The 16041-nt window shown below is 63.8% G+C and carries 15 protein-coding genes; 7 read left to right on the plus strand and 8 right to left on the minus strand.

The window, feature by feature from the left end; all coding sequences use genetic code 11:
- Positions 1–13 precede the first annotated feature (13 nt).
- Positions 14–964, minus strand: coding sequence for an agmatinase (gene speB, locus SB765_RS25250; protein ID WP_016498452.1), 951 nt, complete (start codon positions 962–964; stop codon positions 14–16).
- 225 nt (positions 965–1189) lie between these two features.
- Here speB and SB765_RS25255 point away from each other — a divergent pair, with 225 nt between their 5' ends.
- The 3 genes from SB765_RS25255 to SB765_RS25265 all read left to right on the plus strand — a co-directional run bounded on the left by SB765_RS25255 (position 1190) and on the right by SB765_RS25265 (position 4516).
- On the plus strand, positions 1190–2083 hold the full coding sequence (locus SB765_RS25255; protein WP_016498453.1) for a LysR family transcriptional regulator: 894 nt from the start codon (positions 1190–1192) through the stop codon (positions 2081–2083).
- 136 nt (positions 2084–2219) lie between these two features.
- Positions 2220–3785 (plus strand): methyl-accepting chemotaxis protein, encoded by a 1566-nt coding sequence (locus SB765_RS25260; RefSeq protein WP_197898184.1) that lies wholly within the window; start codon positions 2220–2222, stop codon positions 3783–3785.
- Positions 3786–3916: 131 nt separating this feature from the next.
- On the plus strand, positions 3917–4516 hold the full coding sequence (locus SB765_RS25265) for a tRNA-uridine aminocarboxypropyltransferase (protein WP_410912496.1): 600 nt from the start codon (positions 3917–3919) through the stop codon (positions 4514–4516).
- A gap of 143 nt (positions 4517–4659) precedes the next feature.
- Here SB765_RS25265 and SB765_RS25270 read toward each other — a convergent pair whose 3' ends face one another.
- The 3 genes from SB765_RS25270 to SB765_RS25280 all read right to left on the minus strand — a co-directional run bounded on the left by SB765_RS25270 (position 4660) and on the right by SB765_RS25280 (position 7291).
- Positions 4660–6018: a TolC family outer membrane protein gene (locus SB765_RS25270; RefSeq protein ID WP_341796478.1), complete on the minus strand. Its 1359-nt coding sequence runs from the start codon at positions 6016–6018 to the stop codon at positions 4660–4662.
- A gap of 312 nt (positions 6019–6330) precedes the next feature.
- Complete coding sequence (locus SB765_RS25275) at positions 6331–6696, minus strand: YbaN family protein (protein WP_341796477.1); 366 nt, start codon at positions 6694–6696, stop codon at positions 6331–6333.
- A gap of 7 nt (positions 6697–6703) precedes the next feature.
- On the minus strand, positions 6704–7291 hold the full coding sequence (locus tag SB765_RS25280) for a YecA family protein (protein ID WP_010955200.1): 588 nt from the start codon (positions 7289–7291) through the stop codon (positions 6704–6706).
- Positions 7292–7536: 245 nt separating this feature from the next.
- Between SB765_RS25280 and recQ the strand changes: the two genes are divergently transcribed.
- Both recQ and SB765_RS25290 read left to right on the plus strand, forming a co-directional pair.
- A complete protein-coding gene (gene recQ, locus SB765_RS25285) occupies positions 7537–9684 on the plus strand; it encodes a DNA helicase RecQ (RefSeq protein WP_016498458.1) in 2148 nt (715 codons plus the stop codon).
- Positions 9685–9834: 150 nt separating this feature from the next.
- Positions 9835–10272 carry a MarR family transcriptional regulator gene (locus SB765_RS25290; protein ID WP_016498459.1) on the plus strand — a complete coding sequence of 146 codons (438 nt, stop codon included), beginning with the start codon at positions 9835–9837 and terminating at the stop codon, positions 10270–10272.
- 33 nt (positions 10273–10305) lie between these two features.
- Here SB765_RS25290 and SB765_RS25295 read toward each other — a convergent pair whose 3' ends face one another.
- Positions 10306–12492 (minus strand): patatin-like phospholipase family protein, encoded by a 2187-nt coding sequence (locus SB765_RS25295; RefSeq protein ID WP_341796476.1) that lies wholly within the window; start codon positions 12490–12492, stop codon positions 10306–10308.
- 67 nt (positions 12493–12559) lie between these two features.
- Between SB765_RS25295 and SB765_RS25300 the strand changes: the two genes are divergently transcribed.
- Positions 12560–12841: a SelT/SelW/SelH family protein gene (locus tag SB765_RS25300; protein ID WP_016498461.1), complete on the plus strand. Its 282-nt coding sequence runs from the start codon at positions 12560–12562 to the stop codon at positions 12839–12841.
- Here SB765_RS25300 and SB765_RS25305 read toward each other — a convergent pair whose 3' ends face one another.
- Positions 12842–13732, minus strand: coding sequence for a DMT family transporter (locus SB765_RS25305; protein ID WP_341796475.1), 891 nt, complete (start codon positions 13730–13732; stop codon positions 12842–12844).
- Positions 13733–13899: 167 nt separating this feature from the next.
- On the minus strand, positions 13900–14667 hold the full coding sequence (locus SB765_RS25310; protein WP_341796474.1) for a helix-turn-helix transcriptional regulator: 768 nt from the start codon (positions 14665–14667) through the stop codon (positions 13900–13902).
- Between the two features lie 128 nt (positions 14668–14795).
- On the opposite strand from SB765_RS25310, the gene SB765_RS25315 reads away from it, so the two are divergent.
- Entirely contained in the window at positions 14796–15608 is an 813-nt protein-coding gene (locus SB765_RS25315) for a UDP-2,3-diacylglucosamine diphosphatase (protein ID WP_341796473.1), read from the plus strand.
- Positions 15609–15657: 49 nt separating this feature from the next.
- Here the strand turns inward: SB765_RS25315 and SB765_RS25320 are convergent, their stop codons facing one another.
- A complete protein-coding gene (locus tag SB765_RS25320) occupies positions 15658–15969 on the minus strand; it encodes a DUF962 domain-containing protein (RefSeq protein WP_016498465.1) in 312 nt (103 codons plus the stop codon).
- Positions 15970–16041: the final 72 nt, after the last annotated feature.

Here is a 16041-nt window from a genome sequence, read left to right on the forward strand (position 1 = left end):
GGGTGTAGCGGTATTAACGACGCACGACGCCTGGTAGCACGCAGAGCATTTCGAACAGCAGGTTGGCGCCGAGCAGCGAGGTGTTGCCGGTGGTGTCGTAAGGCGGGGAGACTTCGACGAGGTCACAGCCGATCAGGTCCAGGCCGTGGCAGCCGCGAATGATCTCCATCGCCTGGATGGTGGTCAAGCCGCCGATTTCCGGAGTGCCGGTACCGGGCGCCCAGGCCGGGTCGATGCCGTCGATGTCGAACGACAGGTAAACCGGGCCGCCGCCGACCTTTTCCCGTACTTCGGCCATCAGTGGCTCCAGCGATTTGTGCCAGCACTCTTCGGCCTGAACCACGCGGAAGCCCTGGCGGCGGCTCCAGTTGAAGTCATCGGCGGTGTAGCCCTGGGCGCGCAGGCCGATCTGTACCACGCGGTCGCAATCAAGCAGGCCTTCTTCCACGGCGCGGCGGAAGGTGGTGCCGTGGGCGATCTTCTCGCCGAACATGTGGTCGTTGACGTCGGCGTGGGCATCGATGTGCACCAGGCCGATCTTGCCGTGCTTCTTGTGCAGCGCACGCAGGATCGGCAGGGTGATGGTGTGGTCGCCGCCCAGGGTCATCGGGATGACGTTGTGCTCGACGATCTCGTCATACGCTTCTTCGATGATGCGCACGGCGTCCAGCAGGTTGAAGGTGTTGATCGCCACGTCACCAATGTCGGCCACCGACAGCGAGTCGAACGGAGCGGCACCGGTGGCCATGTTGTACGGGCGGATCATCACCGATTCGGCGCGGATCTGCCGTGGGCCGAAGCGGGTGCCGGAGCGCAGCGAGGTACCGATGTCCAGGGGCACGCCGATGAAGGCAGCATCCAGGCCTTGGGCACTTTGCAGGTGGGGGAGACGGAGCATGGTGGCGATGCCGCCGAAACGCGGCATTTCGTTGCCGCCCAGTGGTTGGTGGAGAGTCTTGTCCACGGTGGGCCTCATCAGTCGGTCGATTGTTTTGTTTGTTCGAACCTGTGCCGCCGCGCGCCTTTCAAGTGTGGTTTTGCCGGCGGGCAGGGACATTTCGGCCAAGTCTGCTCAAGGTAGTGCCGCGGAAGAATCGCTACCGACAAATACTTAGTTCAGGAATTTCTGAACTAAAGGCCGGCAGAGCGGTTAGACTGCGCGTAAATACCCTTGCGGAACCGTTGCACCATGGCCTCGACATTGCCTGACCTGAAACTGCTGCGCATCTTCATCAGCGTGGCGCGCCACCAGGGCTTCGCCAACGCGCAGCGCGAGCTGAACCTGTCGACCTCGGCCATCAGCACCTACATGAGCCAGTTGGAAGGCGCACTGGGGATCGTGCTGTGCCACCGCGGCCGTGGCGGTTTCAGCCTGACCAGCAAAGGCGAGCTGTTCCACCAGGAAACCCTGCGGCTTCTGGCCGAACTGGATGGCTTCGAGCAGTATGCCGCTGCCCTCAAGGGCGAGTTGCGTGGCACCCTCAACCTCGGGGTCATCGACTCCACGGTCGGTGACAGGGCCTTGCCGCTGGCCGAAGCCATCGGCGCCTACAGCCAGGAGCACCCGGCGGTGCACCTGCACTTGTCGGTGTCCAGCCCTTACGAGCTGCAACTGGGTGTGCAGGACAATCGCCTGGACCTGGCCATTGGTGCGTTCTCCTCGCGCATGAGCGGCCTGCTTTACCAGCCGTTGTACCGTGAACAGCACTGGCTGTACTGCAGCAGCCGCCACCCGTTGTATAACGAGCGGCGCATCCCCGAGCAGGTGGTGACCCAGCAGCGCATGGTCGGGCGTGGTTACTGGAGCCAGGCCGAGCTGGCCCGGCATGGCTTCAAGCACAGCGCGGCGACGGTGGAGAGTATGGAAGCGCAGTTGATCCTGATCCTTTCCGGGGCCTATATCGGCTACCTGCCCGAGCACTACGCCCAGGCCTGGGTCGACAAGGGCGACTTGCGCGTGCTGTCGCCGTCGACCTTCGGCTACCAGGCACCGTTTTCGCTGATCATTCGCCGTGGGCGTAGCCGTGAACCCTTGATCCAGACCTTCCGCGACCTGCTCAAAAGCCAGCTGAACGTGGGCTGAGACGCGACACCCTCATGCATTCCGTCGGGCGGTGTTAAATTCCGGTAAAAGCTGACCGCTAACCTGATAGCGCTCTGCTACATATCAACTTGCGCTGATGATTTTTCCCTTAGTTCATCCTGCAAGGATCGCCCAGATGCGCATGAATTTGCCCGTCACTGAGCACGAAAGAACTTTCTCCAGCGATCAACGCCTGATTTCCACGACTGACCTCAACAGCCGCATCACTTACTGCAACGAAGCCTTCGTGGCGATCAGCGGGTTTACCTACGACGAGCTGGTCGGCCAACCCCACAACCTGGTGCGCCACCCGGATATGCCGCCATCGGTGTTCGGGCATATGTGGGAGACGATCAAGCAGGGCAAACCGTGGATGGGTGTGGTCAAGAACCGGGCGAAGAACGGCGACTATTACTGGGTCAGCGCCTATGTCACCCCGATTTACGAGCAGGGCCGCATCAATGGCTATGAGTCAGTGCGCTCGGTGCCCACGCGTGAGCAGATCCGGCGCGCCGAAGCGCTGTATGCGCGCCTGCGTGCCGACCGTGCTGCGGTGCCGTGGGCCGCGCGGCTCGGGCATGGGTTGGGCCATGGCTGGCCGCTGATCGGCGCGGGCCTGCTGTCGGCGGCCGGTTACCTGTGGCTGCCGCCCTATGCAGCGCTTGGGATCCTGATGGCCAGCCTGCTGTTGGCCTGGTACCTGGTCGAGCACCGGCAGAACCAGGCTATCCGCCGCACGTTGGCCGAGCACCCCAAAGCCTTCACCAGCCCGTTGGTGGCGCTGACCTATAGCGACAACCCGGGCCTGCTGGGCCAGCTTGACCTGGCCATCATCAGCGAGGAAGCGCGCCTGCAAACGGCCCTGACCCGCCTGGTGGACGCCGGGGTCGGGGTGAAGTCGCGGGCTGCGCAGTCGTCCGATCTGTCCGATGCCCAGGCGCAGATGCTCGACCGCCAGCGCAGCGAGACCGACCAGTCGGCCACGGCCATTGCGCAGATGGCGGCGACCATCCAGCAGGTCACGCACAACGTGCAAAGCACGGCGCATGCGGCCGGCGATGCCGATCAGCTGGCGCAGCAGGGCAGCGAGCTGGCGCTGCAAAGCCTTAAAGCCATGGGCAGCATGAGTGATGCCGTCAACGACATTGGCCAGGCGGTCAATGCGCTGGCCGAGCAGACTCAGTCCATCGGCAGCGTGGTCGATGTGATTACCTCTATTGCCGAGCAGACCAACCTGTTGGCGCTCAACGCTGCCATCGAGGCGGCACGCGCAGGTGAGCAGGGGCGGGGGTTTGCCGTGGTGGCCGATGAAGTGCGTTCGCTGGCCCAGCGTACCCGCGCATCCACCGATGAGATTCACCACATCATTGCCTCGTTGCGCGCAGGAGCAGAGCGGGCGGTGAGCACCGCCAACCGGGGTGAACAGATCTCGCGGGACAGCGTGCACAGCGTCGAGGCGGTGCAGGCGGCCTTGAGCGGGATTGCCCAGGCGGTCAGCCGCATCACCGGCATGAGCCAGCAGATGGCGACGGCGTCGGAGCAGCAGAGCCATGTGGCCGAGGACATCAACCAGCAGATCGTGAGGATTGCCCAGCTGTGTGACCAGAGTGCCGGGCAGGCCAGGCAGGGGGCAGAAATCAGCCAGGACCTGGAGCGCATGGCGGAGTACCTGCACAGCCTGGCAGAGCGCTTCAACCGCTGAGATCGCTGGGGCCGCAGCACGCTGCTCCTACAAAGGCATCGCGATCTCCTGTAGGAGCAGCCTTGTGCTGCGAATGGCCCGCAAAGCGGGCCCCGGTTCTGTGGCAAACTGTTCCCGCCAAGGAGAACCCCATGCCCAGACCCCGCTGCGAGCGCTGCCAGCGCCCGCTCGACCATTGTCTCTGCCCACTGATCCCCGCGCTCGACAGCCGCACCCGCGTCATCCTGCTGCAGCACCCCAGTGAAACCGCCCATGCCCTGAACACTGCGCGCCTTGCTGCCCTTGGGCTGAACAATGCCGAGCTACGGGTAGGCGAGGTTTTCGATGACCTGGCTGAATGGCTGGCAACGCCTGGTTATCGGCCGGCCCTGCTGTTCCCGGGCGATGACGCTCAGGTGCTGACGGCCTATGGCAAGGTCGATGACACGCCGTTGCTGCTGATCGTGCCCGACGGCACCTGGCGCAAGGCGCGCAAGCTGCTGTACATGAACCCGCTACTGGAGGGGTTGCCGCGGGTAACGCTGGGGGCAGTCGCACCTTCGCGTTATCGGCTGCGCAAGGCGCCGGAGGCGGGGGCACTGTCGACTATCGAGGCGGTGGTGGGGGCTTTGAATGCGCTGGAGCAACCGGCCTGCTTCGATGCACTGCTGGCGCCGTTCGAGGCGTTGATCGAGGGGCAGATCAGGGCCATGGGGGTGGAGACGTTCCAGCGCAACCACGGGGTCGAGTGAGGGCCGGGGGCTGCTTTGCAGCCCATTCGCAGCACAAGGCTGCTCCTACAGAAGACCCCGCAAAGGGCGGCATGCGCGCAACGCTTGTGGGAGCGGCCTTGTGTCGCGATGGGCCGCAAAGCGGCCCCAAAATCTAAAGCCGATCAACGCATCTCAGGCAAACGCGCCTCGGTACGCACCTCGGTGGTAGCCAGCGCCTCTGGCGGCAGCGAAATACGCTGTTTGCTCAGCAGCTCACCCATGGTCGCCAGCACGCGGTAGCGCGAGAACTCCTCGGTGTAGCGTACTTCGGTGTAGCGACGGTCGGCGTTGTACAGCTCGTTCTCACTGTCCAGCACGTCCAGCAGGGTACGCTGGCCCAGACCGAACTGGTCCTGGTAGGCGGCACGCACGCGCTTGGTGGTCTCGGCGTATTCACGCGCGGTCGGCAGCTGCTTGCTGGCGTTGTTCATGGCGTTCCACGCCAGGCTCAGGTTTTCGGTCAGCTCACGCAGGGCGTTGTTGCGGATGTCCAGGGCCTGGTTGATCTTGTGCGCGTCAGACTGCAGGCGGGCCTTGTCGCTGCCGCCGCGGAACAGGTTGTAGTTCATCTCTACGCCGGCCTGCCAGTCGTTGTTGTTGTGGCCTTTTTCGCCGCCGGTGTTGTTGTTGGCACCGGTTGCCAGAATGGCGTCGAAGCGCGGGTAGAAGGTCGACTTGCCAACTTCGTATTGCTGCTCGGCGGCGTTGACGTCAGCCTGGGCAGATTTGATGTAAGGGTTGTTCTGGCGCATGCTGTCGCGCGCGCCGTCGAGGGTCTCAGGCACCTCGCCCTTGATGCTCGCCGGGCTTTCCAGCTCGTCCGGTGCACGGCCGACAACGCTGAAGAAGTTGGCTTCGGCATCGGCCAGGTCGACTTCGGCGGTGTCCAGGTTGTTTTCCGCCAGGGCGCGACGTGCGCGGGACTGGTCAAGGTCGGCGGTGCTGCCGACGCCGCGCTCGTTACGCAGGCCGATCTGGTCGTTGACGCGCAGGTGGGCTTGCAGGTTGTTCTTGGCCAGGGTCACCAGCTCGCGGCGCTTGAGCACTTCCAGGTACACCTCGGTCGCACGCAGGGCAACATCCTGGGCAACGGCCTGGGTGTAGTAGGCGCGGGAGGTGGACACCGCTTCGGTGCGGCCCACTTCGTTCGAGGTGTTGAAACCGTCGAAAATCATCTGCCGCAAGCGCAGCTCGGACTGGGTGTAGTTGAGGGTTTCCTTGTTGTGGTTACCCTCGGCACGGGTGGTAGCGTTGTCCGAACGCTGGCGGCCATAGCCAGCAACCAAATCCACGGAAGGGTAGTAGCCACCACGCGCAAACTTGACGTCTTCATCGGCCGACAGCTTGCTGTTGCGATTGGAGCTGACCTGCGGGTGGTAGTCCACGGCGCTCTGGACGGCCTCGGTGATCGACATCGCCTGTACGTTGGCACTTGCCAGGGCCAACAGTAGTGCACTGGTGATGGGGTTCAAAACGCGCATGGGTACATCTCCCTGATCCTGGAATTGATCCTGCTGCTCGCCAAAAAAATGACGATAAAGTTATCGCGTATAGTGTTGCAGGTTTTTAACAACACAGCTAAGTACATTCAACGCGATAGATAAGAAGATTTATTCATATCAAATTGCCATATAAGACGTATATTGTCTAACAATGACGACAAAACATGTCGAAGGCGAGCGAGCAATAAGCCTCGAAAGCCAGTATTTACAAGGCTTTTGTGCGGTTCCAGAACCATTTCGGATAAAGAAAACGTCAGTTAGGCGAAAGTGATATTTGGCGACAAAAAAATGTCACTTTCGCTTGTGAAGGGTTTTCTGTCTGACGATATACAGGCTTACCAGCACGGCGCTGGTCAACATGAAGGCGCGCGCCCAGAACAGGGGCACCAGATAGCACGACAGGCCGATGCTGGCCCACATCAGGCCGATGGCGTAGACCTTGCCCTTGAGGGGGATGCCTTCACCACTAAGGTAGTCGCGGATCCACGGCCCGAGCTTCGGGTGATGGACCAGCCAGTGGTGAAAGCGCGGCGAGCTGCGGGCAAAGCAGGCCGCCGCCAATAGCAGGAACGGGGTGGTGGGCAATACCGGAAGGAAAATCCCCAACACCCCCAGCGCAACGCTGAGCCAGCCGATGGCCAGCAGCAGGTAGGGCACAGGCGACTTAGTGGTGGCGTGGCTTGAGCAGCGCCGGTTTTTCGTCAGGAGCGTGCAGCAGCAGGAACAGTGCGCTCAGCGCCTCGGGGATCTGTACGATCATGTCGTCCTGCAGGTTGGCGTTGCTGGCGATGTCAGCGAACTCTGGCTGTTCGTCGAACAGGCCCGAGCCAACCATGATCGGCAGCAGCATCTCGCTGACTTCTTCTTCGGCGTTCTCGAACCAGGCCTCTTCACGCAGGAACACGCCTTCCATGAAGCCGATGCACCAGCCGCGCAGGTCAGAATCGTCCGGCTCGTCGGTCAGGTCGAGGTCGCATGGCAGGTCGAATTCTTCGTCGCTGGCCAGCTGGCGGGCAATGTGCGCTTTCAACGCCACCAGGGTGGCTTCGATTTCGGTGCGCTGGGCCTCGCTGGCGTAGTGCGGCTCTTCGGCGAACAGGGCATCGATCCATTCGCGCTCGGGCACGTCTTCGGCGTTGATCGACAGGGCGGTGAGGTAGCCGTGGGCGGCGACGTAGTCCAGCGCCTCTTCGTGCAGCTCGTCGGCGTCGAGGAAGGCTTGCAGGCGGGTCAGTTGCTCGGCGAAGGACATTACAGGGCTACCTTGGGGAATAAACGATACCGAATTCTAGCACCAAGCAAGGGTAGCGGGGTAAAGGGAACGTCTATCGCCGTGGTGCCCTGTGCGGTGCAGTGCTGCGGTATACTCCGCGATTTTTCATCCAGGGGCAGATTTTATCGGCGCCTGGCAAAAACCGCTTACGCATTTGGCGTGTGCGGAGCGGGTTTTTCGTCCAGCCTGTATCCAGGATGGTACGGCGATTTGTGGAGTTGCACATGCTCGAACAGGCTCAGCGCGTTCTCAAGGACATTTTCGGCTACGACAGTTTCCGTGGGCGCCAGGCAGCAATCATCGAATGCGTGGCCAATGGCGGCGACGCCTTGGTGCTGATGCCCACCGGTGGCGGCAAGTCGCTGTGTTTCCAGGTGCCGGGGCTGCTGCGCCCGGGCCTGACGGTAGTGGTCTCGCCGCTGATTGCGCTGATGGACGACCAGGTCGCCACGCTGGACGAACTGGGTGTATCGGCCGCCGCGCTGAACTCGACCCTGACGGCGGAGCAGCAGCGTGAACTGGCCGGGCGCCTGCGCCGTGGCGAAGTGAAGATGCTGTACCTGGCGCCCGAGCGCCTGGTGCAGCCGCGCATGCTCGACTTCCTGCGCGAGCTGGACATCTCGCTGTTTGCCATCGACGAGGCGCACTGCGTGTCGCAATGGGGCCACGATTTCCGTCCCGAATACCTGCAACTGGGGCAGTTGGCCGAGCTGTTCCCACATGTGCCGCGCATCGCGCTGACCGCCACCGCCGACATGCGAACCCGCGAAGAGATCGTCCAGCGCCTGCACCTGCAAGGCGCCGAGCGCTTCCTGTCGAGCTTCGACCGGCCGAACATCTTCTACCGCATCGTACCCAAGGAAGCGCCGCGCAAGCAGCTGATGGCCTTCCTCGGCGAGCGCCGCGGCAACGCCGGCATTGTCTACTGCCTGTCGCGCAAGAAGGTCGACGAAACCGCTGCCTTTCTTTGTGAACAGGGCTTCCCGGCATTGCCGTACCACGCTGGCCTGGCCGCCGAGACCCGTTCGGCCAACCAGCACCGCTTCCTCAACGAGGAAGGGCTGATCATGGTCGCCACCATTGCCTTCGGCATGGGCATCGACAAACCCAACGTGCGCTTCGTTGCCCACCTCGACCTGCCCAAGTCGCTTGAGGCCTATTACCAGGAAACCGGCCGTGCCGGCCGTGACGGCCTGCCATCCGATGCCTGGATGGCCTACGGCCTGCAAGACATGGTGATGCTCAAGCAGATGCTGCAGAACTCCGAAGGTGACGAGCGCCACAAGCGCATCGAGCAGCACAAGCTCGACGCCATGCTGGCGCTGTGCGAAGAAACCCGCTGCCGTCGCCAGTCGCTGCTGGCCTATTTCGACGAAACCCTCGAACAGCCGTGCGGGCATTGCGACAACTGTGTCGACAACATCCAGACCTGGGACGCCACCGAGCCGGCCCGTCAGGCACTGTCGGCGGTGTTCCGTACGGGCCAGCGCTATGGCGTGGGCCACCTGGTCGATGTGCTGCTGGGCAAGGACAACGAGAAGGTGCGCAATTTCGGCCACGAGAAGCTGTCGGTGTTCGGCGTCGGCAAGGGCCTGGCCGAGGTCGAATGGCGTTCGCTGTTCCGCCAACTGGTGGCGCGCGGCCTGGTCGACATCGACCTGGAAGGCTACGGCGGGCTGCGCCTGTCCGACAGCTGCCGGCCGCTGCTGCGCGGCGAGGTGACCTTGCAGCTGCGTCGCGACCTCAAGCCGCAGACCACGGCCAAGTCCTCGTCGTCCGGGGGGGGCAGCCCTGCCAGCCAGTTGGTGCGTGCCGAAGAGCGCGAGCTGTGGGAAGCGCTGCGTACCCTGCGGCGCAAGCTGGCGGAGGAGCACAGTGTGCCGCCCTATGTCATCTTCCCCGACTCGACGCTGCTGGAAATGCTGCGCAGCCAGCCGGTCAGCCTCAGCGACATGGCCCAGGTCAGCGGTGTGGGCGCGCGCAAGCTGGAACGCTACGGCCAGGCGTTCCTCGAAGTGCTGAACAGCAGCGGTGGCACCGAAGAGGCGCCGAAAGTGGTGCTCGACCTGCGCCACGAACTGGTCAGCCTGGCCCGGGCCGGCATGACCCCGGCCCAGATCGCCGGGCAGCTCAACTGCAGCGAGAAGAACGTGTATAGCCTGCTGGCCGAGGCGCTGGGCCGCCAGGAGCTGAGCCTCGACCAGGCCCTCGACCTGCCGGAAGACCTGCTGATGGAAGTGCAGGATGCCTTCCTGGATGGCGAGGGCGAGCTGCCGCCGGTGTCGGCCATTGCGCCGCAGTTTGCGGGCCGTGTGCCGGAGGGTGTGCTGTATTGCGTGCGTGCGGCGCTGGCGGCCGAGTTCGAGATGTGACCGGCAGCCGGATCGAGGGCAGAACCGCCATCTGCTGACCTTTGTCATGCTTTTTGACGATTATCGAACAATGAAGGGTGCGCGAGCCTTGCCTCGTGGGGCGGGGCATGGTTAGCTGCCTAATAATTAGATCTGTTCAATGAGTTGCCTATGCCCCTGACCGACAACCAACACCGCTTCGGCATGCAGCTGGCCCAGATGTCCCGGGGCTGGCGTGCCGAGCTGGACCGCCGCCTGGCCGGGCTGAACCTGTCCCAGGCGCGCTGGCTGGTGTTGCTGCACCTGGCGCGGTTCGAAGAAGCCCCCACCCAGCGTGAGCTGGCCCAGAGCGTGGGCGTCGAAGGCCCGACCCTGGCGCGCCTGCTCGACAGCCTGGAAGCCCAAGGGCTGGTGCGCCGGCAGGCCGTGTTAGAAGACCGGCGAGCCAAGAAGATTTTGCTGTGCCCGCCGGCCAAGCCGCTGATCGACCAGATCGAAACCATCGCCAATCAACTGCGGGTGGAGCTGTTTACCGGGGTGGACGAGGCAGAGTTGCAGGTGTGCATGCGCGTGCATGCCACGATCCTGGCCAACCTCGAGAAGTCCTGAGGGCCCCTGGGGCTGCTGGGCAGCCCCGACGACTCAGAAGGTATGCCCAAGGTTCAGGTACACCGCCTGCTCGTGCGCACTGTTAGTGCCATAGCTGAAGTTCAGCGGCCCCAGCGGCGTCTCCAGCCCCAGGAAGATGCTCGCCGCATTGATGTAGCCACTGTCGAACTCGTTGTCGTTGTTCCACACGCGCCCACGCTCCAGCGACCCGCCAATGTACAGCGGGAAGTCCAGCGGTACGTAGGCCCGTGGCGTCAGCCTGCGGTAGTAAACCATGCGCAGCAGGCTCACGTTCTGCCCCGATACCGAGTCCTGCCGGAAGCCTGACAGCTCACGCGCCCCACCCATCACGAAGCTCGATGTCACCACTTCGGTGTCATCCAGCGTGCGCCCGTAGCGCCCGCCCAGCACGAACGTGTTCGGCCCGCTGCTGATGGCCTTGTCCAGGTTGAACAGCCACTGCCGGTAATCCTGGTCAGAGTCCAGCGACTTGTCGTACTTGCGCAAGGTCAGGCTGATGTCCTCACCGCTGTGCGGGAAATACACGTTGTCGAGGGTGTCGAACGAGTATTTCAGCTCATAGAAGCCTTCATTGAAGCTGACCTTGGGCAGGTCCTGGTCGCCGATGCGCACTTCGGCCTCGCCCCAGGCCTTGCCCACGCCCAGGCGTACTTCACCGTTGGTGCCAATCTGCCGCCCGACGTTCAGGCCAAGGCCGTAGCGCTCCAGGCGGTACTCGGCGACGGGGTCGTTGTCCAGGGTGGCTTCGATATTCTGTGAGCTGACGTCCAGGTACGGCGCGATGAAGTAGCGCGAGCCTACGTCCAGCGGCTGGTAGAACTCGCTGTACAGTTCTTGCTGGTCGCCGATCTGGCCACGGGTCAGCCATTCGGCACCCAGGCTGTTGATGCCGTTGACCCGGTAGCTGGCGCCCAGGTTGAAGGCACTGTCACCGCGCAGGTCGTCTGACAGGTTCAGGCCCAGGCGCAGGTAGTCGGTGCCGCCGCGTCTACCGCGAGCGTTGATTACCAGGGTGTTGTCGTTGCCCTTGTGCACCACGCGGTACTGCACCCGGTCGAAGTAGTCCAGGCCGTACAGCGTGCCCATGTCGGTCTGCAGGCGGTCCAGCTCCAGCGGTGCGTCGATCGGCTGACGGATGTACGAGCGGATCACGTCGTCGCTGACCTTGGAGTCGTTTTCGATCCGGATCGCGGTGATTACCGGCGTGCGCTGGCGCGGCGAGCGGGCCACGGCCAGGCTGCTGTCGCCCTCGGGCTGGCGCAGGGCGGCAAGGCGTGGGTCGAGCAGCCGGGTGGCGCGGTAACCGGCGTCGATCATGTCCCGTGCACGGCCGAAGTCGGTCACGCCGAAGGCAGTCAGCGATGGCTGGATGAGGATGTCGTCACGGCGCAGGCTGGCCAGTTGTTCTTCCGAATTGCGCCGGGTCATCAGGGTGATCGACTGGTTGAGCACGTCGACCACGGTCAGTAATTGCTTGCGATCGCGCAGCGGGGTACCAATGTCGACCACGATGGCCAGGTCCACGCCCATTTCCCGGGCCACGTCCACGGGGATGTTGTCGACCATGCCGCCGTCCACCAGCAGGCGGCCGTCCAGTTCGACCGGGGCGAACACGGCGGGGATCGACATGCTGGCACGGATTACCTGAGGCAGGTGACCGCGGCGGAATACCACTTTTTCGCCGCTGGCGATGTCGGTGGCCACCGCACGGAAGGGGATGGGCAGTTTGTCGAAGTCGCGGGTGTCGGCGGTGTGCGCCAGTTTGCTTTCCAGCAGCAGTGACAGGTTCTGGCCCTGGATTACCCCCAGCGGCAGGCCCAGGCTGCCGTCGTCACGAAAGCTGAGCTTCTGCTTGACCAGGAAGTCGCGGTCATCCTGCTTGCGCCGGAACGGCACGTCCTTGCGCGGCGGGGCATCGGACAGCGCCTGTTGCCAGTCGAGGGTGGTGGCGAGTTTTTCCAGCTCTTCGACACTGTAGCCCGATGCATACAGCCCGCCGACCACTGCGCCCATGCTGGTGCCGGCGATGGCGTCGATGCGCACGCCCTGTTCTTCCAGGGCTTTGAGCACACCAATGTGGGCCAGGCCACGGGCCGCGCCGCCCGACAACACCAGGCCGACCTTTGGCCTGGCAGATTCGGCGGCGATGGCCGTAAGCGAGGTGAGAACAAGGATGAAACAGAACAGCAAACGGCGCATCGTGAGTCTCAAACCGTGGGCTAAAGACGGCTAGTATAAGCGGCCCCTGACCTGGAGATGCCTCAGCATGGCCGACAACAAGCCCGAAATCGTCATTACTTATTGCACCCAGTGCCAATGGCTGCTGCGCGCCGCCTGGCTGGCCCAGGAGCTGCTCAGCACCTTCACCGACGACCTTGGCCGGGTGGCGCTGGAGCCGGGTACCGGCGGCATCTTCCGCATCACTTGCAATGGCGTGCAGATCTGGGAGCGCAAGGCCGACGGCGGCTTCCCCGAAGCCAAGGTGCTGAAGCAGCGGGTGCGCGACCAGATCGACCCGCAGCGTGACCTTGGCCACAACGACCGCTGATCAGGCGCCCTCGGCCAGAGGCCGCTGCTTGGGCGGTTGCTCGGTGGCCATGCGGCTGGACAGCACGATGGCGAAGATGATCAGCGCGCCGCCCAGCAGCATGCGCAGGGTCGGGGTTTCGGCGAACACCGCCCAGGCCACGGCAATGCCGTAGACCGGCTCCATGCCGAACACCACGGCGGCGGTGCGCGCCTTGATCACTGCCAGGCTGGCGACGAACAGGCTGTGCGCCACGCCGGTACAGAAGATGCCGAGCAGGGCGATCCACAGCCAGTCCATGGTTGCCACGCCTGCCAGGCCGGGTGCTGCGAACGGCAGCAGGCACAGGCCTACCACCAGGTTCTGCCACAGTGCAGCCTGTACCGCTGGCAAACGCCCGGAGCCGGCGCGGTTGGTGAGGGACAGCAGCGAGAACAGCAACCCCGAAAACAGTGCCCAGAGCAGGCCGCCAGTGGCCTCGCTGGCCAGGTCGAAGGCCGGCGTGACCAGTATCAGACCGATGCTGACCAACAGTACCAGCACGGCCTCGTTGCGGCGGATGCGCTCGCGGAACAGCAAGCCTTCAAGGATGACGGTGAAGGCCGGGAAGCTGGCAAAGCCGAGGGTGGCGATGGCCACGCCGCCGACTTTGACGGCGATGAAGAAACTGACCCAGTGGCCGGCCAGCAGCACACCGCCGAGCAGCAGGCGGCGGATATCCTGGCTGCTCAGGCGTTGCCAGCCCGGGCCGGTCAGGCTGGCGAACAGGGCCAGGGCGAGTACGGCGAAGGCGGCGCGGCCGAAGACGATGATCGACGGGCTGGCGCTGGCGGCCAGTTTGCCGAAGACGCCGGTCAGGCCAAAGAACAGTGCGCCAATGTGCAGGGCGCCGAGGGCGGTGCGGTGGTTCATGGTGGTCCTTGCTCAAGATCTTTATCGACTTTGCCGGCCTCTTCGCAGCACAAGGCTGCTCCTACAGGGACTGTGCTTATTCTGTGGGAGCAGGCTTGTGCTGCGAAGAGGCCGGCACTGGCAAAGTGTAAAACCACAGGCCAACGATTTCTGTCGCAAGACTGCTGTCAGTTGTCGCCAGACTCTCGCCGCAGAGCCATTGGCGTACACCCGAACGCCCGCAACATCGCCGCTGAAAACGCACTCTGCGAGCCATACCCCACCTGCGCCGCAATTTCCCCCATCGGCAACAAGGTCTGCACCACCAGCCGCCGCGCCTTCAGCAACCGCCGCTGGCGGATGTAGTCCATCGGCGTCATCCCGCATTCCGCGATAAAACGCGCGTGCAGCCGGGCACTGGACAGCCCGGCCAGCCGCGCCAGGTCAGCCACCTGCAGTGGGTAGGCAGCATGTTGCTCGATGTGCGCATCGAACGCGGCATAAGGCAAGCGCTGGCTGGGGCGCACGTTGGCTGCCGCCGTTGGGTTCAGGCTGGCCAGCAACAGCGCTGCGCCTTGCCGGGCAATCAGCGGGTCGTCCATGGGGCTGGCCGCCAGCCAGTCGACCAACTGCTGCTGACGGTTGTCCAGGCCCAGTGCGGCGGGGCGGTCGAGCAGGCGGCGGCTGGCATCGGCATGCTCGCCCAACTGCTCGTGCAGCCACTGCTCCCCAGGCACATCTAGCACCAGGCAGTGGCTGCCGGCATCGCTGGCGCAGGTGTGATGCGCGCCCGCCGGTACCACCACCAGCCCCTGCCGGTCGATCCCGGCGCCTTGCCCCTGCACCTCGAACTCCAGGCGGCCGCGCAGGCCAAACACCAGTTGCGGGTGTTCGTGGCTGTGGGCGATCAGGCTGTCGCGATAGTGGCGCAGCGAGAGGATCGGGCCGGCGGTCATGGGGGGCGTCCTCGCAGGGCAGATGCGCATTGTGCCTCATTCCCTGCAGGCCATCACTCGTAACCGTTTTGCCACGGCGCTGTCATGCGCGCCTGCCAGTCTCCAGCAAACTGCGCCGGAGCCTGTCCATGAGCCATGCCGAACTCTCCCGTCCCTCGCGCAAGCAACGCGTGCGTACCTTGTGGATCTCCGATGTGCACCTGGGGACCCGAGACTGCCAGGCCGAACACCTGTCGCAGTTCCTAAAGGGTTACCAGGCCGACCGCGTGTACCTGGTAGGCGACATCATCGATGGCTGGAAACTGCGCGGCGGCATCTACTGGCCGCAAGCCCACACCAACGTGATCCGCCGCCTGCTGACCATGAGCAAGCGCGGTACCGAGGTGATCTACGTCACCGGCAACCATGACGAATTCCTGCGCCGATACTCCAGGCTGATCCTGGGCAACATCCAGCTGGTGGATGAAGCCGAGCACCTGACCGCCGATGGGCGCCGCCTGTTGGTGATCCACGGCGACCAGTTCGACGTGATTACCCGTTACCATCGCTGGCTGGCGTTTCTCGGTGACCGTGCCTACGAGTTCACCCTGGTGCTCAACCGCTGGCTCAACCACTGGCGTGCGCGGTATGGCTATGGTTACTGGTCGCTGTCGGCGTACCTGAAGCACAAGGTCAAGGGCGCGGTGAACTTCATCAGCGACTTCGAGGATGCCATTGCCCACGAGTGCACCCGGCGTGGCTTTCATGGGGTGGTGTGCGGGCATATCCACCATGCCGAGATCCGCAAGGTGGGGGAGGTGGAGTACCTCAATTGCGGGGACTGGGTGGAGTCGTGCACGGCGCTGATCGAGCACTGGGATGGCAGCATCGAGCTGTACCGGCTGGCCGATGCCCAGGCACGGGAAGCGCAGGCGGTGGCGGCGTTGCGCGAGCCGGCGTAGGGCTTGAGGGCCATGGGGCTGCTTTGCAGCCCTTTCGCGGCCCCCGAATCTACAGGCTGATCTTGCCCAGCAGGATATCCCTGAACATCACGAAATCCCCGGCCAGGCTGTACAGCGGGTAGGTGAAGGTCGCCGGCCGGTTCTTTTCAAAAAAGAAATGCCCGACCCAGGCAAAGCCGTAGCCAAACAGGGGCACGGCCAGCAGCAGCAACCATTTGCCACTGCCGATGGTATAGGCCAGCAGGGCAATCACCAGGCTGGTGCCGACAAAGTGCAGCCGGCGGCAGGTGGGATTGCTGTGCTCCCCCAGGTAGTAGGGGTAGAACTCGGCAAAACTGCGATACTGCGCTGTGCGGTTCATGGCAGTGCTCCGGGATTAATACTTCTGGACAAGATGCACGGCGTGGAGCCTGATTCGAGTCTAGAGTGACTG

This window comes from Pseudomonas sp. SIMBA_067 (assembly GCF_046534675.1).
Classification (GTDB): Bacteria; Pseudomonadota; Gammaproteobacteria; order Pseudomonadales; family Pseudomonadaceae; genus Aquipseudomonas; species Aquipseudomonas putida.

What these genes read in the sequence shown, in the direction of transcription:
- SB765_RS25255 (WP_016498453.1), top strand. Translation starts at nt 1,190, where the DNA reads ATGGCCTCGACATTGCCTGACCTGAAACTGCTGCGCATCTTCATCAGC.
- SB765_RS25260 (WP_197898184.1), top strand. Translation starts at nt 2,220, where the DNA reads ATGCGCATGAATTTGCCCGTCACTGAGCACGAAAGAACTTTCTCCAGC.
- SB765_RS25265 (WP_410912496.1), top strand. Translation starts at nt 3,917, where the DNA reads ATGCCCAGACCCCGCTGCGAGCGCTGCCAGCGCCCGCTCGACCATTGT.
- SB765_RS25270 (WP_341796478.1), bottom strand. Translation starts at nt 6,018, where the DNA reads ATGCGCGTTTTGAACCCCATCACCAGTGCACTACTGTTGGCCCTGGCA.
- SB765_RS25280 (WP_010955200.1), bottom strand. Translation starts at nt 7,291, where the DNA reads ATGTCCTTCGCCGAGCAACTGACCCGCCTGCAAGCCTTCCTCGACGCC.
- recQ (WP_016498458.1), top strand. Translation starts at nt 7,537, where the DNA reads ATGCTCGAACAGGCTCAGCGCGTTCTCAAGGACATTTTCGGCTACGAC.
- SB765_RS25290 (WP_016498459.1), top strand. Translation starts at nt 9,835, where the DNA reads ATGCCCCTGACCGACAACCAACACCGCTTCGGCATGCAGCTGGCCCAG.
- SB765_RS25295 (WP_341796476.1), bottom strand. Translation starts at nt 12,492, where the DNA reads ATGCGCCGTTTGCTGTTCTGTTTCATCCTTGTTCTCACCTCGCTTACG.
- SB765_RS25300 (WP_016498461.1), top strand. Translation starts at nt 12,560, where the DNA reads ATGGCCGACAACAAGCCCGAAATCGTCATTACTTATTGCACCCAGTGC.
- SB765_RS25305 (WP_341796475.1), bottom strand. Translation starts at nt 13,732, where the DNA reads ATGAACCACCGCACCGCCCTCGGCGCCCTGCACATTGGCGCACTGTTC.
- SB765_RS25310 (WP_341796474.1), bottom strand. Translation starts at nt 14,667, where the DNA reads ATGACCGCCGGCCCGATCCTCTCGCTGCGCCACTATCGCGACAGCCTG.
- SB765_RS25315 (WP_341796473.1), top strand. Translation starts at nt 14,796, where the DNA reads ATGAGCCATGCCGAACTCTCCCGTCCCTCGCGCAAGCAACGCGTGCGT.
- SB765_RS25320 (WP_016498465.1), bottom strand. Translation starts at nt 15,969, where the DNA reads ATGAACCGCACAGCGCAGTATCGCAGTTTTGCCGAGTTCTACCCCTAC.